The 26114-nt window shown below is 72.3% G+C and carries 20 protein-coding genes; 17 read left to right on the forward strand and 3 right to left on the reverse strand.

Going from position 1 to position 26114, the window contains the following annotated elements; translation table 11 throughout:
- Positions 1-18 precede the first annotated feature (18 nt).
- On the reverse strand, positions 19-2007 hold the full coding sequence (locus tag O9K63_RS01830) for a thioredoxin domain-containing protein (protein ID WP_277240095.1): 1989 nt from the start codon (positions 2005-2007) through the stop codon (positions 19-21).
- A gap of 234 nt (positions 2008-2241) precedes the next feature.
- On the opposite strand from O9K63_RS01830, the gene O9K63_RS01835 reads away from it, so the two are divergent.
- Positions 2242-3165 carry a hypothetical protein gene (locus tag O9K63_RS01835; protein WP_277240096.1) on the forward strand — a complete coding sequence of 308 codons (924 nt, stop codon included), beginning with the start codon at positions 2242-2244 and terminating at the stop codon, positions 3163-3165.
- 79 nt (positions 3166-3244) lie between these two features.
- Here O9K63_RS01835 and O9K63_RS01840 read toward each other — a convergent pair whose 3' ends face one another.
- Both O9K63_RS01840 and O9K63_RS01845 read right to left on the reverse strand, forming a co-directional pair.
- Positions 3245-4141, reverse strand: a complete 897-nt coding sequence (locus O9K63_RS01840; protein WP_277240097.1) for an aminoglycoside phosphotransferase family protein — start codon at positions 4139-4141, stop codon at positions 3245-3247.
- Entirely contained in the window at positions 4138-4986 is an 849-nt protein-coding gene (locus tag O9K63_RS01845; protein ID WP_277240098.1) for a hypothetical protein, read from the reverse strand. Before O9K63_RS01845 ends, O9K63_RS01840 begins: the two co-directional genes overlap by 4 nt.
- A gap of 85 nt (positions 4987-5071) precedes the next feature.
- Between O9K63_RS01845 and rimP the strand changes: the two genes are divergently transcribed.
- The 16 genes from rimP to rpmA all read left to right on the forward strand — a co-directional run bounded on the left by rimP (position 5072) and on the right by rpmA (position 26038).
- On the forward strand, positions 5072-5605 hold the full coding sequence (rimP, locus tag O9K63_RS01850) for a ribosome maturation factor RimP (RefSeq protein WP_277240099.1): 534 nt from the start codon (positions 5072-5074) through the stop codon (positions 5603-5605).
- 3 nt (positions 5606-5608) lie between these two features.
- Positions 5609-6706 carry a transcription termination factor NusA gene (gene nusA / locus O9K63_RS01855; RefSeq protein WP_277240100.1) on the forward strand — a complete coding sequence of 366 codons (1098 nt, stop codon included), beginning with the start codon at positions 5609-5611 and terminating at the stop codon, positions 6704-6706.
- Between the two features lie 143 nt (positions 6707-6849).
- A complete protein-coding gene (locus O9K63_RS16775; protein WP_346771034.1) occupies positions 6850-7053 on the forward strand; it encodes a YlxR family protein in 204 nt (67 codons plus the stop codon).
- A gap of 138 nt (positions 7054-7191) precedes the next feature.
- A complete protein-coding gene (infB, locus tag O9K63_RS01865) occupies positions 7192-10083 on the forward strand; it encodes a translation initiation factor IF-2 (RefSeq protein WP_277240102.1) in 2892 nt (963 codons plus the stop codon).
- 423 nt (positions 10084-10506) lie between these two features.
- On the forward strand, positions 10507-10806 hold the full coding sequence (locus tag O9K63_RS01870) for a DUF4190 domain-containing protein (protein WP_277240103.1): 300 nt from the start codon (positions 10507-10509) through the stop codon (positions 10804-10806).
- A 128-nt stretch (positions 10807-10934) separates the two neighbouring features.
- Complete coding sequence (rbfA, locus tag O9K63_RS01875; protein WP_277240104.1) at positions 10935-11384, forward strand: 30S ribosome-binding factor RbfA; 450 nt, start codon at positions 10935-10937, stop codon at positions 11382-11384.
- Positions 11381-12322: a tRNA pseudouridine(55) synthase TruB gene (gene truB / locus O9K63_RS01880; protein ID WP_277240105.1), complete on the forward strand. Its 942-nt coding sequence runs from the start codon at positions 11381-11383 to the stop codon at positions 12320-12322. The genes rbfA and truB overlap by 4 nt, the downstream gene beginning before the upstream one ends.
- 11 nt (positions 12323-12333) lie before the next feature.
- Complete coding sequence (locus tag O9K63_RS01885) at positions 12334-13284, forward strand: bifunctional riboflavin kinase/FAD synthetase (RefSeq protein ID WP_277240106.1); 951 nt, start codon at positions 12334-12336, stop codon at positions 13282-13284.
- Positions 13281-14453 (forward strand): FtsW/RodA/SpoVE family cell cycle protein, encoded by a 1173-nt coding sequence (locus tag O9K63_RS01890; RefSeq protein ID WP_277240107.1) that lies wholly within the window; start codon positions 13281-13283, stop codon positions 14451-14453. Before O9K63_RS01885 ends, O9K63_RS01890 begins: the two co-directional genes overlap by 4 nt.
- A gap of 103 nt (positions 14454-14556) precedes the next feature.
- Positions 14557-16413, forward strand: a complete 1857-nt coding sequence (locus O9K63_RS01895; protein ID WP_277240108.1) for an AMP-dependent synthetase/ligase — start codon at positions 14557-14559, stop codon at positions 16411-16413.
- Positions 16414-16612: 199 nt separating this feature from the next.
- Positions 16613-18592: a TIGR03960 family B12-binding radical SAM protein gene (locus O9K63_RS01900; protein ID WP_277240109.1), complete on the forward strand. Its 1980-nt coding sequence runs from the start codon at positions 16613-16615 to the stop codon at positions 18590-18592.
- 58 nt (positions 18593-18650) lie between these two features.
- On the forward strand, positions 18651-21518 hold the full coding sequence (locus O9K63_RS01905) for an FAD-binding and (Fe-S)-binding domain-containing protein (protein WP_277240110.1): 2868 nt from the start codon (positions 18651-18653) through the stop codon (positions 21516-21518).
- A gap of 11 nt (positions 21519-21529) precedes the next feature.
- Complete coding sequence (locus O9K63_RS01910; protein WP_277240111.1) at positions 21530-22261, forward strand: TIGR03936 family radical SAM-associated protein; 732 nt, start codon at positions 21530-21532, stop codon at positions 22259-22261.
- A 165-nt stretch (positions 22262-22426) separates the two neighbouring features.
- On the forward strand, positions 22427-25264 hold the full coding sequence (locus O9K63_RS01915) for an Rne/Rng family ribonuclease (RefSeq protein WP_277240112.1): 2838 nt from the start codon (positions 22427-22429) through the stop codon (positions 25262-25264).
- Between the two features lie 176 nt (positions 25265-25440).
- On the forward strand, positions 25441-25749 hold the full coding sequence (gene rplU / locus O9K63_RS01920; RefSeq protein WP_277240113.1) for a 50S ribosomal protein L21: 309 nt from the start codon (positions 25441-25443) through the stop codon (positions 25747-25749).
- A gap of 25 nt (positions 25750-25774) precedes the next feature.
- Complete coding sequence (rpmA, locus tag O9K63_RS01925) at positions 25775-26038, forward strand: 50S ribosomal protein L27 (RefSeq protein WP_277240114.1); 264 nt, start codon at positions 25775-25777, stop codon at positions 26036-26038.
- The last annotated feature ends 76 nt before the right edge of the window (positions 26039-26114 follow it).

The raw sequence follows: 26114 nt of genomic DNA on the forward strand, positions 1-26114 counted from the left end.
CCCGAGGGTGCCGGACGATCAGGCCCCGAGTTGCCCCGCCAGGGCGTCGGCGTCGGTCACCGGCCGGTCGCAGACGAATCCCCGGCACACGTAGGCCGTCGCCCGCCCGTCCACGAGCGGCCGGTCGGCGAGCAGCGGCTCCCCGGGTGCGTCCGGTCGGCCGGTGACGATGACCAGGCCCGGTGCCGGGGAGGCCTCCGCCACGGCGCGAAGGGGGCCGGTCCCCCCTTCGTCCTCGCCCACGATGGCGACCTGCCGGGGCCCGTCGAGCATCGCCTCGGTCTGCGCCAGGGCCCACCCGGCGAAGCGCGGGTCGTGGGTGATGATCCGCGACTGGGCCGCGACGGCCTCCTCGGCCAGGGAACGGTGCTCGGCGCTGCCGGTGACGGCCGAGTGGGTCAGCAGCGCGCCGGCGATCGCGGAGACCCCGGACGGCTCGGCGTTGTCGGTGCGGCCGCGCGGGCGGGTGATGAGGGCCTCGCCGTCGATCGGGGTGTCGTGCCACCCCTCGGCGTCATGGAAGAGGTGGGTCGCCAGGTCGATGACCGTCCCGGCGTGGTCGAGCCAGGCGGTCTCGCCGGTCGCTCGGTGCAGGGCGAGCAGGCCCTCCGCGAGGTTGCCGTGGTCGTCGAGGACGGCCGGCGCGGCGCCCACCCGGCCGGCGAGCGAGGTGCGGCGCAGGCGTCCGTCGACGAGGTGCCGGTCGAGGACGAGGCGCGCTGCGGCCGCGGACGCGTCGACGAGCTCGGGGCGCTGCAGGGTGACGCCGGCGTCGGCGAGGGCGGCGACGGCCAGGCCGTTCCAGCTCGTGACCACCTTGCCGTCGAGGGCCGGCTGGGGGCGCTCGTCGCGGGCGGCGAGCAGCCGGACGCGCACCTCCTCCCACCACTGCGGGTCGTGGGGGTCGTGCAGCAGCTGCAGCGTCGACGCCCCGTGCTCGAAGGTCCCCTCCGGAGTGACCTCGAGCAACCGCGCCGCCCGGGCGGCGTCCTCCTCGCCGAGCACCTCGGCCAGCTGGGCCGGGGTCCACACGTAGGTGGCGCCCTCGACGGAGCGGCCGTCCACGACCGTGTCCGCGTCGAGGGCGGAGGCGAATCCCCCTTCGTCCGTGCGCAGGTCCCGCAGCAGGAAGTCCGCGGTGCTCCCGGCGACCCGGGCGGCCAGCGGTGACCCCGTCTGGCGGTACCAGTGGGTGTACACGCGCAGCAGGAGGGCATTGTCGTAGAGCATCTTCTCGAAGTGGGGGACGACCCACTCGGAGTCGACGCTGTAGCGCGCGAAGCCCCCCGCGAGCTGGTCGTGGATGCCGCCGCGGGCCATCGCCTCGCAGGTGCGCTCGACCATGGCGAGCGCGTCCGCGTCACCGGTGCGGGCGTGGTGGCGCAGCAGGTGCTCGAGGGTCATCGACGGCGGGAACTTCGGCGCCCCACCGAAGCCGGCCCGGGCGTCGTCGAAGGTCTTGCGCAGCGAGTGCACGGCCAGCGCGACCTGCTCCTCGTCGACGGGGGAGCCGGGGCCGGGGTCCGCGATGCCCGCGAGCTGACCCGCGATGCTCGACGCGCTCGCCATGAGGCGCTCGCGGTCCTCCCGCCAGGCCGTGCCGGCTGCGTCGAGCAGCTGCAGCAGCTGCGGCTTGGGCAGGTAGGTCCCGGCGAAGAAGGGCTCCCCGTCGGGCGTGATGAGCACGGTCATCGGCCAGCCGCCCTGCCCGGTCATCGCCTGCGTCGCGAGCATGTAGACGGCGTCGATGTCCGGTCGCTCCTCCCGGTCGACCTTGACGCTGACCCATCCCTGGTTGAGGGCGGCGGCCACGGTCTCGTCCTCGAAGCACTCGTGCGCCATGACGTGGCACCAGTGGCAGGCGGCGTACCCGACGCTGAGGAAGATCGGCACGTCCCGCCTGCGCGCCTCGGCGAAGGCGTCCTCGCCCCACTCGAACCAGTCGACGGGGTTGTCGGCGTGCTGGCGCAGGTAGGGGGAGAGGCTGTCGGTGAGTCGGTTGGCCATGCCTCCACCGTGTCACGCAGGGGTGGGCGTGGGTGGAAACCCATACGTGTGGGACCTGCGAAAGGGTGGGCCGCGGGTCGCGTGTCGGACCCGGACCGGGTCGATCTGCCGAGGGTGACGTCGATGTTCATGCCTAGCCGACGACATACCGTGGACCGAGCGTGAAGATCGACGTCACCCATGGCTGTGGACAACTGACGGCGCGGTCAGGCGGGTGCCCGGCACGATGAGCCGATGGACCCACGGATCGCGACCGTCCTCGGGACGAATCACGACGTCACCTCCACGCGACACCTCCTCGCCCGGGGCGTCGCCCGCCGGGAGATCGACCACGCACTGCGTACCGGTGGTCTGGTGCGGGTGAGACGCAATGCCCTCGTGCGCGGCTCGACCTGGCGCGAGTCGGCTCCGTGGGAGCGTCATGCGCTGCGGGCCCGGGCGGTGATGGCCGGAGCGAGCCGGGGGAGTCCGGTGGTGCTGACCCACCACAGCGCGCTGGCACTCCACGGGATATCGCTGCACGACGTCGATGACCGGGTCCACCTGGCGAGGACGGACACGACCCGGGGTCGATCGGACGCCGTCGTGTGCAGTCACCGGCATCTCCCCGAAAGCCAGGTCACGACGGTGGGCGTCGTGCGGGTGGCGACCGTCGCGGCAGCGTGCCTGCAGGTGGCGGCACAGTCGGGTGTTGAATCCGGGCTCGTCAGTCTCGACGACGCGCTCCACCGGCGGCTCTGCCGGTGGACCGACGTGGAGTCGGCGTTCACGGACCTGAAGCTGGCCACGTGGTCTCGTGCCGCCCGACAGGTGATGGCTCTCGCCGACGGTCGGACCGAGTCCGCAGCCGAGTCCCGGGCCCGGTGGGCCTTCCATACGCTCGGGTTCCGGCAGCCGACACCGCAAGTGGAGATTTATGACGGGGACGGGGTCCTCGTCGCGCGGGTGGACTTCCTCTACGAGGACCTGAAGCTGATCGTCGAGGTCGACGGCCTCGGCAAGTACCGGGGTCCGCAGGACCTCATCGCCGAGAAGCTGCGCGAAGACCGCCTGCGCGACCTCGGCTACGCGGTCGTGCGTCTGACCTGGGCCGACCTGGACGATCACGTGGTCGTGCAGCGCAAGGTGCTCGACGGGGTGGGTCGAGCGGCAGCGTGACGTCGAAGTTCACGCCTGGCCCACGACATACCGTGGGCCAAGCGTGAAGATCGACGTCACCTCCCGCCGGTCGCCTACCTCAGTCGCCGAGCGCCTTGATGATCGAGATCGCGAGCGAGACCCGGTCCTGGTCATCGTCCTCGAGCGCCCAGATCGCGTTGACGACCTCGCGCAGCGCCGAGACCGGCCGGACGACGTCCTCGTCGAGCCCGCCCACCTCGCACGCGAGCTCGACCCGCCGCCGCACCGACCACCGCAGCGACGCGCCCGTCCCCATCTCCTCGGCGCGGTTGGCCAGCAGCGGGGCGACCTCCCACGCGGGGTGCCCGTTGACGGGCTTGGGGTCGATCGCGACCCAGTCGGTGCCGTCGGAGAGGACGTTGGCGTAGTGCAGGTCGCCGTGGAGGAGGCGCACCTCCTCACCGTCCAGGGAGCGAAGGGTGGCTCTCGCCCTCTCGAGGACCTGCCGGGGCAGTCGTCGGCCGGCCGGTCGGGACAGGACCTCCGCCACCCACGGCGTCAGCGCCGGCACCCGCGGCAGCGGCTCGGTGTGCAGGTCCGCGTAGAGGCCGGCGACGACCCCCACGGCCTCCTCGTCCCACACCAGGGACAGGTCCTCCGTCGTCAACCGCTCGAGCAGCATGACCGAGCGGCGCGGGTCGGCGGACAGCAGGCGCACCGCCGAGCGGCCGTCCCAGGCGCGCAGCGCGAGGTGCTCGCCCTCCGCCTCGGTGTGCGGCCACCCGAGCTTGAGCGCGGCCCGCCCGCCGTCCCTGCGCACGGGGAGCACGAGCGAGCACCGGCCGGTCGTCGGTGACCCGTCGACCTCGAGGGACCACTCGTCGAGCACGTCCGCGAGCAGGTGGGGGAGCGCGGCCACCCACGAGGCCCCCGACGGACCCCCTTCGGCCCCGAGGCCGGCCATGCGCTCGGTGAAGGCCGCGGGCACGAGCGCTGCCGCGTCCTCGACCCTCACGAGTCGGTCGGGTCGTCCCCGTAGAGGACCGGGACCTCCAGCGGGAAGCGGTCGCGGGAGAGCCGCTCGGCGGTGACCATCCACTGGGGGACCTCGAGGGCGGCCCTCCGGTCCCCGCCCAGGCGGGGGAAGGTGTCCGCGTACGCCGCCAGCAACCGCTCGAAGCTGCGCCGGCCGAGCTCCCGCCCCTCCTCCGCGGTCAGCTCGTGGGGCACGTCGTAGCCCAGGGGTGCGGGCCTGACCGCCTCACCCGCTGCCGTGGTCTGGCGCACGCTCAGTCGGTGCAGGCCCTTCGCGGCCTCGAGGACCTGCTTCGAGACCCGCTCGTCGGTGGCCCTCGCGGCGATGAGGTCCAGGGCGTAGACCGTGGCCCGGGTCGCCTGCAGGGCGTCGGCCGCGGCCCCGCGCGCCCGCCAGGCCTCGGTGCCGGGCTCGCTCCACAGCTCCTCGTGGGCGCCCGCGAGGATCCGGTGGGTCGCGGTCAGCCGGCCGACGAGGGGGAGCACCCCGGGCCCGCAGTCGCGGATCGACCCCTCGAAGGCGGAGACGACCTCTCCGCCCGTGGCCGGCGCCGTGACGTCGGCCACGAGATCCTGCGGGACCTGGGCCTCGAGGAGTGCCTGCCGCAGCAGCTCGGCCCGCTCGTCGGCGTACTGCTCGTCACTGCCCTCCAGCGCCCCCAGCATCGCCAGCAGGGCCGACTCGCCGGGGATCGGCTCCCGCGTCGGGACGAACGGGATGCGCGGTGCGTCGTCCTCCAAGCGGACCCCGCAGCCGGTCAGGGTCGTCACGCCGGCGGCGAGGGCACCGGCGAGGACGAGTCGGCGACTGGGCGGGACGAGCACGGGGACGATCTTCGCACGAGGCAGCGCGTGTCGTTCATGACTAGAGTGTCGGCCCAGCACGGCAACTCCACACGGAAGGCTTCCCATGGGTCTGGACCAGGACGTCCACGAGCAGGTGTCCGCGGCACTGGGTGACGACTTCACCGTCGACGCGGTGACGGTGACGCCGGCCGGTCGGCGGCGCGTCGCCCGCATCACGGTCGAGCGGCCCGTCGAGGAGGTCGTCGGGGACAGCCCGGTCGAGCCGTTGACCCTCGACGAGATCGCCGACGCGACCAGGCTGGTCAGCGACGCACTCGACGCGAGCGACGTCATGGGCAGCCAGCCGTACACCCTCGAGGTCTCCACGCCCGGCACGGACCGCCCGCTGACCGAGCCCGTGCACTTCCGCCGCGTCGTCGGCCGGATGGTCGCGCTCGCCCTCACCGACGGGGAGCAGACCGGCCGGGTCCTCGCCGTCACCGCGGACGGGCTGGACCTGCACGTCAAGGGCACGAAGACGAAGCAGCCGCACACCGCCCACATCCCCTTCGCGGAGATCACCAAGGGCGTGGCCCAGGTGGAGTTCTCCCGACCCCAGAACCCGTCGGTGGATGCCGACGCCGAGACGGAGGCCTGATCCATGGACATCGACATCCACGCCCTCAAGGCGCTCGAACGCGAGCGCGAGATCCCCTTCGACGTCCTCGTGGACGCGATCGAGGCGGCCCTGCTGGGTGCCTACCACCGCACGGAGGGTGCCTACAAGCACGCCCGCGTCGAGCTGGACCGCAAGCACGGGCACGTCATCGTCTGGGCCCGCGAGGAGCACCTCGTCGAGGAGGAGGTCCCGGTCGAGCCGGCCGAGGGGGAGGCCCCGCCGGTCGACGAGGACGGCAACCCGCTGATGCGCACGCGCACGCGCCGGGAGCAGGGCCCGGAGTTCGAGGACACCCCGGAGAACTTCGGCCGCGTCGCCGCCGCGACGGCCCGCCAGGTCATCACCCAGCGCATGCGTGACCTCGAGGACGAGGCGGTCCTCGGCGACTTCCGCGGCCGGGAGGGCGACATCGTCGCCGGCGTCATCCAGCAGAGCCCCAACCCGCGCCACGTCACCGTCGACTTCGGCACGGTCGAGGGCATCCTCCCGTCGGCGGAGCAGGTGCCGGGCGAGGTCTACAACCACGGGGACCGCATCCGCGTGTACGTCGTCTCGGTCAAGCGCGGCATGCGCGGCCCGGAGATCACCCTCTCGCGCACGCACCCCAACCTCGTGCGCAAGCTCTTCGCCATGGAGGTGCCGGAGATCGCCGACGGGTCCGTCGAGATCGCCGCGCTGGCCCGCGAAGCCGGCCACCGCACCAAGATCGCCGTGCACTCCAAGATCCCCGGCCTCAACGCCAAGGGCGCGTGCATCGGCGCGATGGGCGCCCGGGTGCGGGCGGTGATGTCGCACCTGCAGGGCGAGAAGATCGACATCGTCGACTACTCGCAGGACCCGCAGCAGTTCATCTCCGCGGCCCTGTCGCCCTCCAAGGTCCAGTCGGTCACGGTCGTCGACCCCAAGCTGCGCTCGGCCCGCGTCGTCGTGCCGGACTACCAGCTCTCGCTCGCCATCGGCAAGGAGGGGCAGAACGCCCGCCTGGCGGCCAAGCTCACCGGTTGGCGCATCGACATCCGCCCGGACACGGCTCCGGACGTCAGCGGCGGGGTCGCCGTCCCGGGGCAGTCCCCGGGGTGACCGATCCGGATCGGATAGGCGGTAGAGTGGTGGAGGTCGCTCGGACTGGACTCCAGTGCGAGGCACCCCCGACAGGCCCGATCCGGACCTGCATCGGGTGCCGAGGACGGGATAGCCGATCGACACTGCTGCGCATCGTCGTGGTGACGGATGATCGTGGGTCGACCACGGCGGTCCCGGACCCGCGCCGACGTGTGCCGGGTCGTGGGGCGTGGCTCCACCCCGACATCGCCTGCCTGGAGCTCGCCGTCCGGCGGCGGGCCTTCTCCCGTGCGTTCCGACGCCGGGTGGATGGGACCGACGCCGTCCGTGACTGGCTCGAGGACGAGCGCAGCAGCAACCAGTGAGTATCGACCAACCGTACGCACAGAACCGAGAGCGGGTTTGACGCTGATGAGCACCCGATGAGTACTCAGCAATGAGCATTCACCTCAACTGACGACGGTCCGCGCCTTCTCTCAGGTACGGACCAGAGAAGGAGAAACGTGGCCAAGGTCCGTGTCCACGAGCTCGCCAAGGAGCTCGGGGTTTCCAGCAAGGCCCTCCTCACCCACCTGGGTGACATGGGGGAGTTCGTGAAGTCGGCGAGCTCGACGATCGAGGCGCCGGTCGTGCGCAAGGTGAAGGACAACCCACCTGAGCCCGACCCCAAGGCGAAGAAGGCTGCCGCGAAACCCGCGGCCAAGCCCTCGCCCGCCAAGCCGGGACCGGCCAAGCCGGCCCCCCAAGCGCCGGCCGCCGAGGCACCCGCGGAGCCCTCGGCTCCCGCGCAGCCGTCGGCTCCCGCAGAGCCGTCCCGGCCCGCTGCCGGGCCGGCCCCGACGCCCGGCCCCGCGGCGCCCAAGCCCGGCCCGGCCGCTCCCGAGCAGCCGGCCGCCGAGACGCCCGCTGCACCCGAGGAGAAGCCTGCCGCCCCGGAGCAGCCGGCTGCCAAGAAGTCCGACGAGGGCGCGAGCCCGGCTGCCAAGCCGGGCCCCAAGCCCGCGACCCCCGGCCCGCGTCCGACGCAGGCCAAGCCGGGCGGTGGCCGCCCGGGCCCGCGCCCGGGCAACAACCCCTACGCCTCCAACCAGGGCATGGGCACCCGTCGCGAAGGGGGCGGCAGCGGCGGTCCTCGTCCCGGCAACAACCCCTTCGCCTCCAGCCAGGGCATGCCGCGTCCGGGGCAGCGTCGTGACGGTCAGCGGCCCGGGCCCCGTCCGGGCGGTGCCGGTGCCGGCGCCGGCCAGCGCCCGGGTGGCGCAGGCGGCGGTGCCGCCGGGGGCGCTCCGCGTCCGTCCCCGGGGATGATGCCGTCCAGCTCGGCCGTCCCGCGTCCGGGCCAGCGGCCCGGTGGTCGCGGCGGTGCCGCAGGTGGTGGTCGTGGCCGTCCCGGTGCCGGCCCCGGCGGTCGTCCCGGTGGTGGCGGCGGTGGCTACCGCGGTGGTCCCGGCGGTCGTGGCGGCACCCAGGGTGCCTTCGGCCGTGGCGGCGGCAAGCGCAAGCAGCGCAAGTCGAAGCGCGCGAAGCGGGCCGAGTTCGAGCAGATGCAGGCGCCGTCGGTCGGCGGTGTGATCGTCCCCCGCGGCGACGGCACCACCAAGATCCGCGTGCGCCAGGGCGCCTCGATGACCGACTTCGCGGAGAAGATCGACGCGAACCCGGCATCGCTGGTCACCGTGATGTTCAACCTCGGTGAGATGGCCACGGCCACCCAGTCGCTGGACGAGGAGACCTTCCAGCTGCTCGGTGCCGAGCTCGGCTACGTCATCGAGATCGTCTCGCCGGAGGAGGAGGAGCGTGCGCTCTTCGAGTCCTTCGACGTCGACCTCGACTTCGGTGTCGATGTCGAGGAGGACGAGGACCTCGAGGCCCGCCCGCCGGTCGTGACCGTCATGGGTCACGTCGACCACGGCAAGACGCGACTGCTCGACGCGGTGCGCAACGCCGACGTGGGCGCGAGCGAGGCCGGTGGCATCACCCAGCACATCGGTGCCTACCAGATCCACACCGAGCACGAGGGCCACGAGCGGGCGCTGACCTTCATCGACACCCCGGGCCACGAGGCGTTCACCGCCATGCGTGCCCGTGGTGCGAAGGTCACCGACATCGCGATCCTCGTCGTCGCGGCCGATGACGGCGTCATGCCGCAGACCATCGAGGCGCTCAACCACGCCCAGGCGGCGGATGTGCCGATCGTCGTCGCCGTGAACAAGGTGGACGTCGAGGGCGCCGACCCGGCGAAGGTGCGCGGTCAGCTGACCGAGTACAACCTCGTGGCCGAGGAGTACGGCGGCGACACGATGTTCGTCGACGTCTCCGCCAAGCAGGGTCAGAACATCGACTCGCTGCTCGAGGCCGTCCTGCTCACCGCCGACGCGGCCCTCGACCTGCGGGCCAACCCCGAGCGGGACGCCCGCGGCGTCGCGATCGAGGCCAACCTGGACAAGGGCCGCGGCGCCACGGCGACCGTCCTCGTCCAGTCGGGCACGCTCAACGTCGGTGACGCGATCGTCACCGGCTCGGCCTACGGCCGTGTGCGCGCCATGCTCGACGAGCACGGCAACCAGGTGAAGGAGGCGGGTCCGTCCCGTCCGGTCCAGGTGCTCGGGCTCTCGTCCGTGCCGCGGGCCGGCGACACCTTCGTCGTCGCCCCCGACGACCGCACCGCGCGCCAGATCGCCGAGAAGCGTGAGGCGGCCGACCGTCAGGCGAGCCTGGCCAAGGCCCGCAAGCGGATCAGCCTCGAGGACCTCGACCAGGTCATCGCCGCGGGCAAGATCGACACCCTCAACCTCATCATCAAGGGTGATGTGTCGGGTTCGGTCGAGGCGCTCGAGGACGCGCTGCTGCAGATCGACGTCGGCGACGAGGTCGACCTGCGGATCATCGACCGCGGCGTCGGTGCGATCACGCTGAACAACATCAACCTGGCCATGGCCTCCGACGCGATCATCCTCGGCTTCAACGTGCGGGCCGAGGGCCAGAACGCCGAGGTCGCCGAGCGCGAGGGCGTGGAGATCCGCTACTACGGCGTGATCTACCAGGCCATCGAGGAGATCGAGCAGGCCCTCAAGGGCATGCTCAAGCCGGAGTACGAGGAGGTCGAGCTCGGCTCGGCGGAGATCCGCGAGGTCTTCCGCTCCAGCAAGTTCGGCAACATCGCCGGTTCGATCGTCCGCAGCGGCCTGATCAGGCGTGGCGCCAAGGCGCGCATCACCCGCGAGGGTGTCGTGCTCACCGAGGGCCTCGAGCTGACCGGTCTGCGTCGCTTCAAGGAGGACGTCACCGAGGTCCGTGACGGCTTCGAGTGCGGTATCAACCTCGGCAGCTTCAACGACGTCCGTGAGGGTGACCTGATCACCACCTACGAGATGCGCGAGAAGCCCCGCGACTGATCGACGGGCACAGCCACGAAGGGGGGCCGGCAGCGAGAGCTGACGGCCCCCCTTCGAGGCTCCTTCGTCGCACCTCTGGACGGCGCCCTTCGCCTGCCCCCGTACACCCCGCGGGGTGCGTAGGGTGTGCGCATGACGACGCCACCCCCACCACCGCCCGGACCGGGCGGAAACCCTCCCTACGGCTCCTCCGAGGGACCCGAGGGGGAGCCCCCCCGGAGGCCGGGCCCCGCGGGCCCGCCGCCGGGTCCCCCCGCCGGCCCACCCCAGGGTTCGCCCGCGGGTCCGCCGCCCCCTCCCGGCTCGCCACCGCCCCCACCCGGGTCCCCGGCGCAGCCGCCCTACACGGGCCCCGCCGGACCGCCCTACGGCGGCCAGCCGTACCAGGGCCAGTCGCCCTACGGTGCGGGTGGACAGCCGCCGATGGCGCCGCCGCCGGCCCCCGGCAGCGGTGGCCCGGGCGACAACAACGCCAAGATCATGTCGATCGCCTCCCTCGTCGTCGGCGTCATCGGCCTGTGCTCGTGCATGTGCTTCGTGGGCTCGATCGCCGCGATCGTGCTCGGCGTGCTGGGCAGGAAGGGCGCCGAGAGGACGGGTGACGCCAGCAGCCGGACGATGGCGCTGATCGGTCTCGGGCTGGGTGTCGCCGGGATCGTCGTGGGCATCGGGTGGTGGATCTGGATGCTCGTGTCGGCCTCCAGCGGCTACTCGACGTACTGACCCCACGACGGGCAGCGCCCCCGGCCACGCGGTCGGGGGCGCTGCCCGTCCCATCGGCGTCGCCCGCCGTGCCGTTCGTCGCATACCGTGGGGTCGTCCCCACCCCAGCCCCTCACCGGAGGTGTGCCATGGCCGACCCGGCCCGCGCCCGCAAGATCGCCGACCGCATCAAGGAACTCATCGCAGCCAACCTCGAGCAGGTCGTCAAGGACCCCGACCTCGGGTTCGTGACGATCACCGATGTGCGCGTCACCGGTGACCTCCAGCACGCCTCGGCCTTCTACACCGTCTTCGGCGACGAGGCCCAGCGCGAGCGGACCGCGGAGCTGCTAGAGGCCAACCGCGGCCGGCTGCGCTCCTTCGTCGGGCAGCGGTTGGGCATCCGCCTGACCCCGACCCTGGAGATCATCCCCGACGCCCTCCCGGAGAACGCCTCGCACATCGACGACCTCCTGCGCTCGGCCAAGGAGCGCGACGAGGACCTGGCCCGGTCGCGCAGCGCCGCCCGGCCCGCCGGTGAGGCCGACCCGTACCGCACGAAGGGGGACGACGAGCAGTCCCCGTCCGCGCCGGAGTGAGCGACGGACTGGTCGTCGTCGACAAGCCCGCCGGCTGGTCGAGCCACGACGTCGTCGCCCGCAGCCGTCGGCTCTACGGCACCCGCAAGGTCGGGCACGCCGGCACCCTCGATCCGATGGCCACCGGCGTCCTCGTCCTCGGGGTCGGCAGGGGCACCAAGCTGCTCACCTTCCTCGTCGGCGCCGACAAGGCCTACACGGCCACGATCCGTCTGGGGCAGGCGACGATCACCGACGACGCCGAGGGCGAGGTCACGGCCACCGGTGGGGTGACCGGCATCGACCGGCCCGCGCTGGAGGCGGCGATCACCCGGCTCACCGGCGACATCGAGCAGGTGCCGAGCTCCGTCAGCGCCATCAAGGTCAAGGGCGAGCGCTCCTACGCCCGGGTGCGCGCGGGGGAGGACGTCGAGCTGCCGGCCCGTCCGGTGACCGTCTCCCGCTTCGACCTGCTCGACGTGCGCGAGGCGAGCTCGGGCAGCACGGCCGGGCCCGGCGGTGCTGTCGGTGTCCTCGACGTCGACGTCGAGGTGGAGGTCTCCTCGGGCACCTACGTGCGCGCGCTCGCCCGTGACCTCGGCGCCGACCTGGGCTGCCACGGCCACCTGACCGCCCTGCGTCGCACCCGCGTCGGTGGCCTGACCCTCGAGCACTCCCACACGCTCGAGGAGCTCGCCGCCCTGCGTGACGGCGGCACCGAGCCGGCGGACCTGCCGATGACGCCCCTGGCCGACGCCGCACGCGCGGCGCTCGTCCAGCGTGAGCTCACCGCCGAGCAGGCGCGCTCGCTCGGCTTCGGGCAGCGGATCCCCAGCGCCCTTCCGGGCCGGCAGGAGCCCGTGGGGGCCTTCGCCCCGGACGGCTCGCTCGTCGCCGTGCTCGACGAGACCCGTCCCACGGCACGTGCCCACGTCGTCTTCGCGCCGGCCAGTTCGTAGAGTGGGTGCCCGTGCAGCACTGGACATCCCCGGGTGACACCCCGTCGCAGCTGAAGCCGTGCGTGGCGACCTTCGGCAACTTCGACGGGGTGCACCGCGGTCACCGCGCGATCCTCGACGAGCTGGTCCGCCAGGGCCGCGAGCGCGAGCTGCCGGTCGTCGTCGTCACCTTCGACCCCCATCCCGTCGAGGTGATGCACCCCGAGCGTGCGCCTGAGCTCATCGCGCCGGGCAGCCTGCGTGACGACTTCCTGCGGGAGGCGGGCATCGACGGGGTGCTCGTCCTGCCCTTCACGGCGGAGTTCGCCCAGACCTCCGCCGTCGACTACATCGTCGACACCTTCGTCACCGGTCTCGGTGCCGCCGCCCTGGTCGTCGGCGCGGACACCAAGGGCTTCGGTGCCGGCTACACCGGGGACGTCTCGTTGATCCGCGAGCTCGGGGAGCAGCACGGCTTCGACGTGGTCGTCATCGAGGACCAGGGCGACGAGGAGCGCTGGTCCTCCTCCGCCGTGCGCACCCACCTGGCCGCCGGTGAGGTGGAGGCCGCCGCCGAGATCCTCGACCGTCCGCACCGGGTCGTCGGCACGGTCGTGCACGGTCACCACCGCGGCCGCGACCTCGGCTACCCGACCGCGAACCTCGGCAACGACACCCTCGGCCTCGTGCCGAGCGACGGCGTCTACGCCGGCTGGCTCACCCGCCTCGACCTGCCCGAGGGCAGTGTGGACCGGCGCCTACCCGCCGCGATCTCGGTGGGCACCAACCCGACCTTCGACGGGCAGGTGCGCGTCGTCGAGTCCTATGTCCTCGACCGCACGGACCTCGACCTCTACGGCGAGCTGGTCGCCGTCGACTTCGTCGGCCACGTCCGCCCGACCCTGCGGTTCGACTCGATCGACGAGCTGCTCGAGGCCATGGCCCGGGACGTCGACACGACCCGGGCGATCCTGGCGCCGTGACCACGCGGAGGCGCGGCTGGGACATCGCCGGTCTGCTGCGCTCCGACCTCGTGCTCGTCGCGGCGGCGCTGACCGCCTCGGGTCTGGGCGCCCTGCTGGTGCACTCCGCGACGCGGACGGAGGCCGGGTCGGCCTACCTCGTGCGGCACCTGCTCAACCTCACCATCGGGGTGGTCATCGCCCTCGTCGTGGTGCGGCTGGACCGGTCGATGCTGCGCGCCCTGGCGCCGGTGGTCTACCTCGCGGGGATCCTCGGGCTCGTCCTCGTGCTCACCCCCCTGGGCGTGGAGGTCAACGGCTCGCGCTCGTGGATCCGGGTGCCGGGGGGCTTCTCCCTCCAACCCAGCGAGCTGGCGAAGGTCGGGCTGTGCGTCGCCCTGCCGATGCTGCTCGCCCCGGCCGCCGAACGGCGCCAACGCCCCCGCCCGCGCGAGATCCTCCTCGCCGGGCTGGTCACGGGGGTCCCGGTCCTGCTCGTCATGGCCCAGCCGGACCTCGGGTCGGCCCTGGTGCTCGTGGCGCTCGCACTCGGCGTGCTCGTCATCTCCGGGGCCGCGTGGCCGTGGTTGCTCGCGGTGCTCGTCGCCGGCGTCACCGCCGTGGTGACGGCGTTCACCACGCCCCTACTCAGCCCGTACCAGCGCGACCGGCTCACCGCCTTCCTCGACCCGGGGACGGATCCGCAGGGGATCGGGTACCAGACCCGGCAGGTGCGGGCCGCGATCTCCGAGGGCGGCTGGGGCGGCCAGGGCCTGTACTCGGGCGAGCTGACGAGCGCGGGCGCGATCCCCTTCCAGGAGACCGACTTCGTCTTCTCGGTGGCGGGCGAGGAGCTCGGCTTCGTCGGGGCGGCCTTCGTCATCGGCCTGCTCGGCCTCATCGTGGCCCGGATCGCGCTCGCGGGCACCCGCAGCGTCGACCCCTTCGTCCAGCTCGTCTGCTGGGGGGTCGCGGCGTGGTTCGCCGTGCAGTCGGTGGAGAACATCGGGATGAACCTCGGCCTCGTCCCGGTGACGGGACTGCCCCTGCCCTTCCTCTCCTACGGTGGGTCGTCGATGTTCGCCTGCTGGGCGGCGGTCGGCATCGTGATCGTCGTCACGACCGAGCACCGGGGTCGACCCGGGCTGCAAACGCGCGCAAGGGAACTGGCGCGCGAGTACCGGATCTGACCGGCGTGGTCACCAATGGGTGAACATGTGGACAGGTGGGTGACAATCGACGTACCGGTGGGTCATGATGCGCTCACCGAACGCCCACAAAGGAGTGGCCACCGTGCCTGACACCATCCCCCGCACCCCCGCCGACGAGGCCTTCGACGCCAGTGTGTTCGACGACCGCGCCCCGAGTGTGGGGCACCTGCTGCGGCAGCGCATCGCCGACACCCCCGACAGCACCGCCTACTCCTTCCCGGCGGGCATCGCCTGGGACGAGCTGACCTGGGCACAGCTCGGGGACCGGGTCTGGGCGCTCGCCGCCGGCCTCGTCGACCTCGGCGTCCAGCCCGAGGACCGGGTCTCCCTCGCCTCGAGCACCCGGATCGAGTGGGTGCTGAGTGACTACGCGATCATGGCCGCGGGCGCGGCGACGACGACGATCTACCCGACGTCGATCAGCGACGACGTCGCCTTCATCCTCGACAACTCCGGCTCCAAGGTGGTCATCGCCGAGGACGCGGAGCAGGTCGGCAAGATCCGCGAGGTCCGCGACGCCATCCCGGGCGTGACCCACGTCGTGGTCATCGACCCCGAGGGTGTCGAGCTGGATGACTGGGTGCTCACCTTCGCCGACCTCGAGCAGCGCGGCGCAGCGGTCCTCGCGGCGGAGCCGGGGCTCGTCGACGCCCGGATCGACGGCACCGGGCCCGACTCGCTCGCGACGATCATCTACACCTCGGGCACCACGGGACGGCCGAAGGGGGTGCGCCTGCAGCACAAGACGTGGACCTACCAGGGCGCGGCCATCCGGGCGAACGGCATGCTCACCCCGCAGGACGTGCACTACCTCTGGCTGCCGCTGTCGCACGTCTTCGCCAAGGTGCTCCTGCTCATCGCCACCGATGTCGGCATGCAGACCGCCGTCGACGGGCGCATCGACAAGATCGTCGACAACCTCGGTGAGGTCCGTCCGACCTTCATGGCGGCGGCCCCGCGCATCTTCGAGAAGGTGTACGCCAAGATCTCGCTGGGCATGGCGGAGGAAGGGGGCGCGAAGGCCAAGATCTTCGACTTCGCCTCCCGGACGGCACGCGAGTACTCCCGGGCCCTGTCCGAGGACCGCAAGCCCGGGATGGTCCTGCGCCTGAAGCACTCCATCGCCGACAAGCTCGTCTTCGCCAAGGTCCGCGAGCGCTTCGGTGGCCGGATCCGCTTCTTCATCTCCGGCTCCGCCGCGCTCAACCAGGACATCGCGCACTGGTTCAACGGCGCCGGGCTGCAGATCCTCGAGGGCTACGGCCTCACCGAGACCTCCGCCGCGGCCACGGTCAACCGGCCCTACGCGCTGCGGGTCGGGTCCGTCGGCTGGCCCACCCCCCAGACGGAGATCAAGGTCGCCGAGGACGGCGAGCTCCTCGTCCGCGGCGAGCACGTCATGGAGGGCTACCACGACAACCCCGAGGCGACGGCCGAGGTGCTCACCGAGGACGGCTGGTTCCACACCGGCGACATCGGCGAGATCGACGAGCGCGGCTTCGTCAAGATCACCGACCGCAAGAAGGACCTGTTCAAGACGAGCAACGGCAAGTACGTAGCGCCCTCGCTCATCGAGTCGACCTTCAAGGGGCTGTGCCCGTACGTGGGCCAGCTGCTCGTGCACGGCGAGTCGCGGCAGTTCGTCACCGCGCTGGTCACCCTCGACGAGGAGGCCATCCGGCCCTGGGCGGAGGCCAACGGGCTCGGCGAGGCGAGCTACACCGAGATCGTCTCCTCGCTGCAGGCCCGCGAGATGGTCCAGTCCTACGTCGACGAGCTCAACGCCGGCCTCAACCGGCACGAGCAGATCAAGAAGTTCCACATCCTCGGCCGCGACCTCACCGTCGAGGACGGCGAGCTCACCCCGAGCCTGAAGATGCGCCGCAAGGTCGTCGCGGACAAGTTCAGGGGCGACATCGAGGAGATGTACCCGAGCTGACGCGACGTAGGTCAAGTCCGGACGAGGATCGGCGTCGCCCCTTGGTCGTTCGTTCCGGGTCCTGAGGTTGTGAGTCCGCGCAGCGGGCGAGCCTCGAAGGGCACTCCCTGAGTCGGGGCAACCCCGACCTCGTCCGGACCCTCCACCTTCGACCTCGTCGCCTTTGGGAGGAGGTGGCCAGCCCCCGTACCCTTGGTGCATGAGCGGTGAGACGATCTTCCCTGCCCTCGAGCCCCTGCTCGAGAAGGTCAGCAAGCCCATCCAGTACGTCGGCGGCGAGCTGAACTCCACGGTCAAGGAGTGGCAGGTCGGCGGCCACGGGCCCGGGGGCGAGGAGCTGACCGTGCGCTGGGCCCTGATGTACCCCGACGCCTACGAGGTCGGCGTGCCCAACCAGGGCGTGATGATCCTCTACGAGGTGCTCAACGAGCGCCCGGACGCGCTCGCTGAGCGCACCTACGCCGTCTGGCCCGACATGGAGGCCCTCCTGCGGGAGCACGGCCTGCCGCAGTTCACCGTCGACGGGCACCGCCCGGTGGGTGACTTCGACGTCTTCGGGCTGAGCTTCTCCACCGAGCTCGGCTACACCAACATGCTCACCGCCCTGGACCTCGCGGGCATCCCGCTGCACAGCAGCGAGCGCACCGACGAGCACCCGCTGGTCATCATGGGTGGCCACGCCTCCTTCAACCCCGAGCCGGTGGCCGACTTCGTCGACGCCGCGATCGTCGGCGACGGCGAGGAGGCCGTGCTCGCCGCGACCGACATCATCGGCGAGTGGAAGGCGCAGGGCCGGCCCGGTGGTCGGGTCGAGGTGCTGCGTCGCCTCGCCGCGACGGGCGGCGTCTACGTCCCCGCCTTCTACGACGTCGACTACCTGCCCGACGGGCGCATCCAGCGCGTGGTGCCGACCGAGTCGGGCGTGCCGTGGCGCGTCGACAAGCACACGGTCATGGACCTGGACGAGTGGCCGTACCCGAAGCAGCCCCTCGTGCCGCTCGCGGAGTCCGTCCACGAGCGGATGAGCGTGGAGATCTTCCGCGGCTGCACCCGCGGCTGCCGCTTCTGCCAGGCGGGCATGATCACCCGACCGGTGCGCGAGCGCTCCATCACCGGTATCGGCGAGATGGTCGAGCAGGGTCTGCAGGCCACCGGCTTCGAGGAGGTCGGCCTGCTCTCGCTCTCCAGCGCCGACCACTCCGAGATCGGCGACGTGGCCAAGGGGCTCGCCGACCGCTACGAGGGCACCAACACCGGTCTGTCGCTGCCGAGCACGCGCGTGGACGCGTTCAACATCGACCTGGCCAACGAGCTGACCCGCAACGGTCGCCGGTCCGGGCTGACCTTCGCGCCCGAGGGCGGCTCGGAGCGCATCCGCAAGGTGATCAACAAGATGGTCACCGAGGAGGACCTCATCCGCACCGTCTCCGCCGCGTACGGCGCGGGCTGGCGCCAGGTGAAGCTCTACTTCATGTGCGGCCTCCCGACGGAGACCGACGAGGACGTCCTGCAGATCGCCGAGGTCGCCAAGCGCGTCATCGAGACGGGCCGCGAGGTCGCCGGCCACAACGACATCCGCTGCACCGTCTCCATCGGTGGCTTCGTGCCCAAGCCGCACACCCCCTTCCAGTGGTCGCCGCAGCTGGGCGCCGAGCAGACCGACGAGCGGCTGCACAAGCTGCGCGACGCGATCCGCGCCGACAAGCGCTACGGCCGCTCCATCGGGTTCCGCTACCACGACGGCCGGCCGGGCATCGTCGAGGGACTGCTCTCGCGCGGTGACCGCCGCGTCGGTCGGGTCATCGAGCAGGTGTGGCGCGACGGTGGTCGCTTCGACGGCTGGAGCGAGTACTTCTCCTACGACCGCTGGATGGCCGCGGCGGAGAAGGCCTTCAAGGGCACCGGCGTCGACGTCGACTGGTTCACCACCCGTGAGCGCGAGGAGGCCGAGGTCCTGCCCTGGGACCACATCGACTCCGGGCTGGACAAGGAGTGGCTCTGGCAGGACTGGCTGGACGCCCTCGACGAGACCGAGGTCGAGGACTGCCGCTGGACGCCGTGCTTCGACTGCGGTGTCTGCCCGCAGATGGGCACCGACATCGAGATCGGCCCCACGGGCAAGCAACTGCTGCCCCTGACCGTCCTCGGCTCCGGCAAGGAGTCGATGGTGCGCTCCTGACGCGCCGAGCGTCGGGACACCCCTCCACGGGAGCGGGGCGAAGGGGGACAATCGCCTCATGACCGCGTCGACCCACGAGATCACCGAGGCCCTTCGTCGCTCCGGGGTCGCCGATGTGCGCGCCGACGCGCTGACGGTGGGGATGTTCTCCACCGACGCGTCGCTGTACCGGGTGCCCCCGCGAGCCGTCGTCTTCCCCCGGGAGACGGGCGAGATCGAGGCCACGCTCGCCGTCGCCCGCGACCTGGGCGTCCCGCTGACCGCCCGTGGCGGCGGGACCTCGTGCGCCGGCAACGCCGTCGGCCCGGGCATCGTCGTCGACACCTCGCGGTACATGAACCGCGTCCTCGAGGTCGACGTGGACGACGCAGGCGACGGCTCGGCCCTCGTGGAGGCCGGCACCGTCCACGCCACCCTCCAGGCCGAGGCCCGACGCGTCGGGCTGCGCTTCGGTCCCGACCCGAGCAGCCACTCCCGCTGCACCGTCGGCGGCATGATCGGCAACAACGCCTGCGGCAACCGCGCCCTCGGGTACGGACGCACGAGCGACAACATCGTCGGCATGGACCTGCTCACCGCGGGCGGCGCGCACCTGACCGCGACGACGGGAGTGGCGGGGGGACCCCCTTCGCTCACCGGTGACGACGTCCTGGTGACCCGGCTGACCGAGCTGCGTGACGCCCACCTGGAGACGATCCGCACCGAGTTCGGCACCTTCGGGCGGCAGGTCTCCGGTTACGCCCTCGAGCACCTCGCGCCCGAGCGCGGCCTGGACATCGGCCGCATGCTCGTCGGCTCCGAGGGCACGCTCGCGCTGGCCACCCACGCCCGGGTCCGGCTCGTCAGCGACCCGCCGGCGACCGCGCTGGCCGTCCTCGGCTTCCCCGACATCTACGCCGCGGGCGACGTCGCCCACCTGCTCAAGGGACTAGGCGCGGTCGCCGCCGAGGGCATCGACTCCCGCATCGTCGACGTCGTGCGCGTCCGGCGCGGGCCGCAGGCCGTCCCGGACCTGCCACGGGGCGCCGCCTGGATGCTCGTCGAGGTCCCGGGGGAGAGTCCGGCGGGCGCCGTCGCGGCCGCCGAGCGCATCTGCCGCGAGATCGAGTCCCTCGACGCCCGCGTCGTGACCGACCCCGCCCAGGCCCGCTCGCTGTGGAGGATCCGCGAGGACGGCGCCGGCCTGTCCGCGCGCTCGCAGCGCGACCGCCCCGCCCACGCGGGGTGGGAGGACGCGGCCGTGCCGCCGGCGCGGCTGGGGGACTACCTGCGCGCCTTCGACGACCTCCTCGAGGAGCACGACGTCCAGGGCCTGCCGTACGGCCACTTCGGGGACGGCTGCCTGCACATCCGCCTCGACATCGAGCTCGACACCCCCGGCGCGCAGGAGCGCTACCGCTCGCTCGTGGAGGAGGCCGCCGACCTCGTCGCGGCCCACGGCGGATCGCTGTCGGGGGAGCACGGGGACGGCCGCGCCCGCTCGGCGCTGCTGCCGCGGATGTACGGGCCGGAGACGATCGCCCTCTTCGGCGCGGTCAAGCACGCCTTCGACCCGACGAACCTGCTCAACCCCGGCGTGCTCGTCGACCCGGCGCCGGCCGAGGCCGACCTGCGCATCCCCGCCGCGCACAAGGTGGCCGTGCCGCTGGCCTTCGGCTACCCGGAGGACGGCGGCGACTTCAGCCAGGCCGTCCACCGCTGCACCGGCGTCGGCAAGTGCCGCGCCGCCGGGACGTCGACGACGGTCATGTGCCCGAGCTACCAGGCGACGGGGGAGGAGAAGGACTCGACCCGCGGCCGCGCCCGGGCCCTGCAGGAGATGCTCAACGGCACGACGGTCACCGGCGGCTGGCGCTCCCCGGAGGTCCACGAGGCCCTCGACCTGTGCCTGTCCTGCAAGGGCTGCGCCAGCGACTGCCCGACCGGTGTCGACATGGCCACCTACAAGTCCGAGGCACTGCACCAGACGTGGAAGGGGCGCCTGCGGCCGCGCAGCCACTACTCGCTCGGGCGGCTGCCGCAGCTGGCCCGGGTCGCCTCGCGCGCACCGCGGCTGGTCAACGCGATGACCTCGCTGCCGGGGCTGAAGAAGCTCACCCTGCCGGCCGCCGGCGTGGACCCGCGGCGCAACCTGCCGACCTTCGCATCGGAGACCTTCCGCACGTGGGCCCGGCGCGAAGGGATGATCGCCTCCGCCCCGCAGATGGCCGGCGCCGACCACCCGGTCGCGCTCTTCGTCGACTCCTTCACCGACCACTTCTCACCGCACGTCGGCCGCGCGACGGTGGCGCTCCTGCGGGAGGCGGGATTCTCCCCCTTCGTCCCGGCGGAGGCGTTGTGCTGCGGCCTGACCTTGATCTCCACCGGTCAGCTCGACGCGGCGAAGTCCACGCTGGAGACCGCCGCCCGGGTGCTCGCCCCCGCGACCCATGCCGGCATCCCGGTGCTCGGCATGGAGCCGAGCTGCACCGCGGCCCTGCGCCACGACCTGCCGCGACTCGTCGACTCCGCCGCGGCCCGGACGGTCTCCACCAACGTGCGCACGGTCGCCGAGCTGCTCGCCGCCGCCATCGACGAGGGCCGGTGGAGCGCGCCCGACCTCACCGGGACCGAGGTCGTCGCCCAGCCGCACTGCCACCAGCACGCGGTGATGAGCTGGAGCGCGGACGAGGCGCTGCTCGCGCGCACCGGCGCCACGGTGACCCGACTGGGCGGCTGCTGCGGGCTGGCGGGCAACTTCGGGGTCGAGCTCGGGCACTACGACGTCTCGGTGCAGGTGGCCGAGCTGCAGCTGCTCCCGGCGATCCGGCAGGCGGGCACGGACACGGTCGTCCTCGCGGACGGCTTCTCCTGCCAGACGCAGATCGCGGACCTGTCCGAGCGCGAGGGCGTGCACCTGGTCGAGCTGCTCTCGCGCGACGCATAGGGTTGATCCCCATGGCCAAGCAACGCACCCCCGAGGGGCCGCCCCCGCCGCCGCCGGTCCAGAAGCTGCGCATCCAGTACGCCCGGCGCGGACGGTTGCGCTACTCCTCGACCCGTGACTTCGGCCGGGCGCTGGAGCGCGCGCTGCGCCGCTCCGGGGTGCCGATGGCCTACTCGGCCGGGTTCCACCCGCACCCGAAGATCTCCTACGCCAACGGCGCACCCACGGGGGCGGCGAGCGAGGCGGAGTACTTCGAGATCTCGGTGACCGAGCAGGTCGACCCCGCCGCCGTGGCCACGGCCCTGGACGAGGCGCTGCCCGAGGGGCTGGACATCGTCGCGGTCGTCGAGGCGCGCCCGGGGTCGCTCGCGGACCGGTTGCAGGCCAGTCGCTGGGAGCTGCGCTTCCCCGGCGTGGACCCGGCCGAGCTGGAGACGGCGGTCGCCGGATTCCTCGCCGAGGAACGCATCGAGGTCGAGCGGATGTTCAAGCGTGGGATGAAGTCCTACGACGCGCGCGGACCGGTCGAGTGGGCGCGTACCGGGGTCGCCGAGGACGGTTGTGCGATACTGGAGATGGTCGTGCGGCACACCACACCTGCCGTACGCCCCGACGACGTCCTCAGCGCGATCACCGCTGCCACCTCGTTCGCGCCGCCGCGGTCGCCGATCGCGACCCGGTTGGCGCAGGGGATCTGGAGCAGCGAGACCGAGAGCGTGGCCGATCCACTGGCCACCGACTGAGTCGCCGTCGGCCCCGTGGGGGTGCCGCGCACGGCGCGAGCCACCTCGAGGTAACACGGACTTGCTTCCGCGGGCCACCTGAGCCCGCGAACGCCGCGCCTGCGGCCTGGTCGCACCCTGCGAGGTGCCGGTGTGGGGCAGGGTCGCCGGCGCTGGAGGTGCCGCATGGCTCCCGAGAACGAGCACGCCGAGGAATCGACCGAGGCCACCGCCCCGGCCGACCAGCCCGAGCAGACCGAGGACGAGCAGACCGAGGACGAGCAGACCCCGGAGCAGGCGCCCGCCGCCGCACCGGGCTTCGGGCTCCTCTTCCAGCCGCCCACCCCCGTCGCCGCCCCGCCCCGCCGTCAGCGCGACCCGGAGCCGTACGACGACGAGGACGAGGACGAGCAGGACTCCGCCCGGGACTCCGACGACAGCGACACCCCGCAGGGTGACGACTCGGACAACCAGCAGGGCGAAGGGGGCCGCAACCGGCGTCGCCGCCGTGGCGGGCGCGGTCGCAACCGCTCCTCCGACTCCTCCGACGGCCCCGACTCCGACGACGACGGCTCGAGCGGGTCGGGCTCCTCCAAGAGCTCGTCCAAGGACTCGCCGAAGGAGACCTCGAAGGATTCCTCGAAGGACTCTTCGGACGACTCCTCCGACGACGAGGACGACGACCAGAAGTCCTCCGGTGGACGTGGCCGCGGCCGCGGCCGGGGTCGAGGCCGCGGCAACGGCTCTTCGGGGCAGGACGAGCGCTCGTCCGACTCCGGCGATGACGACAACGACAACGACGACGACTCCGACACCGACTCGGGCGACGAGGACCAGTCCTCGGGCAGCTCGCGTCGTCGGCGCCGTCGCCGCCGTGGTGGCGGCGGCAGTGGTGGTGGCAACGGCGGCGGCAGCGGTGGCGGAAACGGTGGTGGCGGCTCCGGGCAGGACGACCCGCCCGGGACCGTGACCAAGGTCCGCGAGTCGCGCCGCAGCGAGCCGCAGGCCATCAAGGGCAGCACCCGCCTGGAGGCGAAGAAGCAGCGTCGCCGCGAGGGCCGCGAGGCCGGTCGGCGCCGCACGGTCATCACCGAGGCAGAGTTCCTCGCCCGCCGCGAGAGCGTTGAGCGGGTCATGGTCGTGCGCCAGCAGGGTGACCGCACCCAGATCGGCGTCCTCGAGGACGGCGTGCTCGTCGAGCACTACGTCTCCCGGGAGACGACCTCGACGATGGTCGGCAATGTCTACCTCGGCCGCGTGCAGAACGTGCTGCCGAGCATGGAGGCCGCCTTCATCGACATCGGCAAGGGCCGCAACGCGGTGCTCTACGCCGGTGAGGTCAACTGGGACGCGCAGGGTGTCGGCAACGGCCAGGCCCGGCGGATCGAGAACGCCCTCTCCTCCGGCGACTCGGTCCTCGTCCAGGTGACGAAGGACCCGATCGGCCACAAGGGCGCGCGACTGACCTCGCAGGTCTCCCTCCCCGGGCGCTACCTGGTCTACGTGCCCGAGGGCAACATGACCGGCATCTCCCGCAAGCTGCCCGACACCGAGCGCTCACGCCTGAAGTCCATCCTCAAGCAGGTCGTCCCGGACAGCTCCGGCGTCATCGTGCGCACCGCCGCCGAGGGGGCCTCCGAGCAGGAGCTGACCGCCGACGTCGAGCGGCTGACGAAGGCCTGGTCGAGGATCAGCGACAAGGCCGAGGCCAAGAAGGGCAAGAAGACCTCCGCGGGCGGCGCCCCGACGCTCCTGCACGCCGAGCCGGACATGACCGTGCGCGTCATCCGCGACATCTTCAACGAGGACTTCGCGAAGATGGTCGTCTCCGGCGACGGTGCGTGGGAGGAGATCAAGCGCTACGTCGACGACGTCGCCCCCGATCTGGCCGACCGCCTCGAGAAGTGGACCGGCGACCGGGACGTCTTCGCCGAGCACCGCATCGACGAGGGGATCTCCAAGGCGATGGACCGCAAGGTCTGGCTGCCCTCGGGTGGTTCGCTCGTCATCGACCGCACCGAGGCGATGACCGTCGTCGACGTCAACACCGGCAAGTTCACCGGCTCCGGGGGCAACCTCGAGGAGACGGTGACGAAGAACAACCTGGAGGCCGCCGAGGAGATCGTGCGGCAGCTGCGGTTGCGCGACATCGGCGGCATCATCGTCGTCGACTTCATCGACATGGTCCTCGAGGCCAACCGCGACCTCGTCGTCCGGCGCCTGCTGGAGTGCCTGGGGCGCGACCGCACCAAGCACCAGGTCGCCGAGGTCACCTCGCTCGGCCTGGTCCAGATGACGCGCAAGCGGGTCGGTTCCGGCCTCATCGACGTCTTCTCCGAGAACTGCGAGGCCTGCAACGGCCGCGGCATCATCGTCCACAACGAGCCGGTGGCCCACGACCACGGCGGCAACGGCGGCGGTGGCTCCGGCAGCGGTGGCGGTGGCGGCGGCAAGTCCCGACGGGGCCGCGGCAAGGGCGGCAGCGACAAGGACCCGCAGCCGAAGCCCGCGCCCGAGGAGGAGAGGGACGCCAACGGGCGCACCGCGGCCCAGATCGCGGCCGCTGCCCACGCGGCCGCGGTCAAGAGCATCGCCGAGCCCGGCGCCGGCGAGGACGTCGCTGTCGGCGACCCGGGGGCGAGGACCCCCGCACTGGAGCCGGAGGAGCCGAAGAAGGGCGAGGCGCCCGAGCCCGAGCCCGAGGCGCCCGCCCCCGAGCCGGCGGTCGTGGAGGCAACCCCCGAGGCTGCCCCCGAGCCCGAGCCCGAGAAGAAGCCGGCTCGACGTCGTGCCGGTCGCCGTGCGGCCTCCAGCGCGGGTGCCCCGGTGGCTCTCGAGCCGGTCGACCTGACCGCCCCCGCGGCCACCGCGAGCGCACCGCTGACGTCGATCGCGGGGGAGAGCGGGGAAGCCCCCACGACCCCCGTCGCCGACCCCCCGGCCGAGCCGGCCACCCCGCCGCGTCGCAAGCGCAAGCGCGTCACCGCCCAAGCGGGGCCGCCGGCGCCCGAGGCCACGGACTGACCCCCGTCGAGGTCCCTGCCGGAGCGCGCAGTCGCGTTTTGCGGCGGCAGGGCCCTCGACGGTAGTCTCTACCCTTGGTGCGCCCACCGCGTGGACGCTTCGTGCCCTCCGGCGCGAGGATTGTCTGCCGGTCAGACCAGAGCGAGTGCGCCGGAAGCGAAAGTGAGTTCCCACTGATGTACGCGATCGTTCGCGCAGGTGGTCGCCAGGAGAAGGTCTCCGTCGGCGACACCATCACCATCAACTCGATCAAGGGCAACGCCGGCGACAGCGTCGACCTGAAGCCGATCCTCGTCGTCGACGGCTCCACCGTCACCTCCGACGTCGACGCGCTGGCCAAGGTCAGCGTGACCGCCGAGGTCGTCGGGGCCGCCAAGGGTCCGAAGATCGTCATCACCCGGTACAAGAACAAGACCGGTTACCGCCGTCGCCAGGGTCACCGCCAGCCGCTGACCCAGCTGAAGATCACCGACATCAAGGCCTGAGCCTTCCAAGAGAGGAACCACTGACATGGCATCCAAGAAGGGCGTGTCCTCGACCAAGAACGGTCGCGACTCCAACTCCCAGCGCCTCGGTGTGAAGCGTTACGGTGGCGAGGTCATCGGCACCGGTCAGATCATCGTCCGCCAGCGCGGCACCCACTTCCACCCCGGCGACAACGTCGGTCGTGGCGGTGACGACACGCTGTTCGCCCTCGCCGACGGCGAGGTGCAGTTCGGCTCCAAGCGCGGTCGCAAGACCGTGAGCATCGTCCCGGTTGGTTCCGCCGGCTGACGCGACACACTGCGTGAGGCGAAGGGGGCGGGTCCTGTCGACCTGCCCCCTTCGTCGTCCCATCCAGCCAGAAGTA

Source organism: Janibacter cremeus (genome assembly GCF_029395675.1).
Classification (GTDB): domain Bacteria; phylum Actinomycetota; class Actinomycetes; order Actinomycetales; family Dermatophilaceae; genus Janibacter; species Janibacter cremeus_A.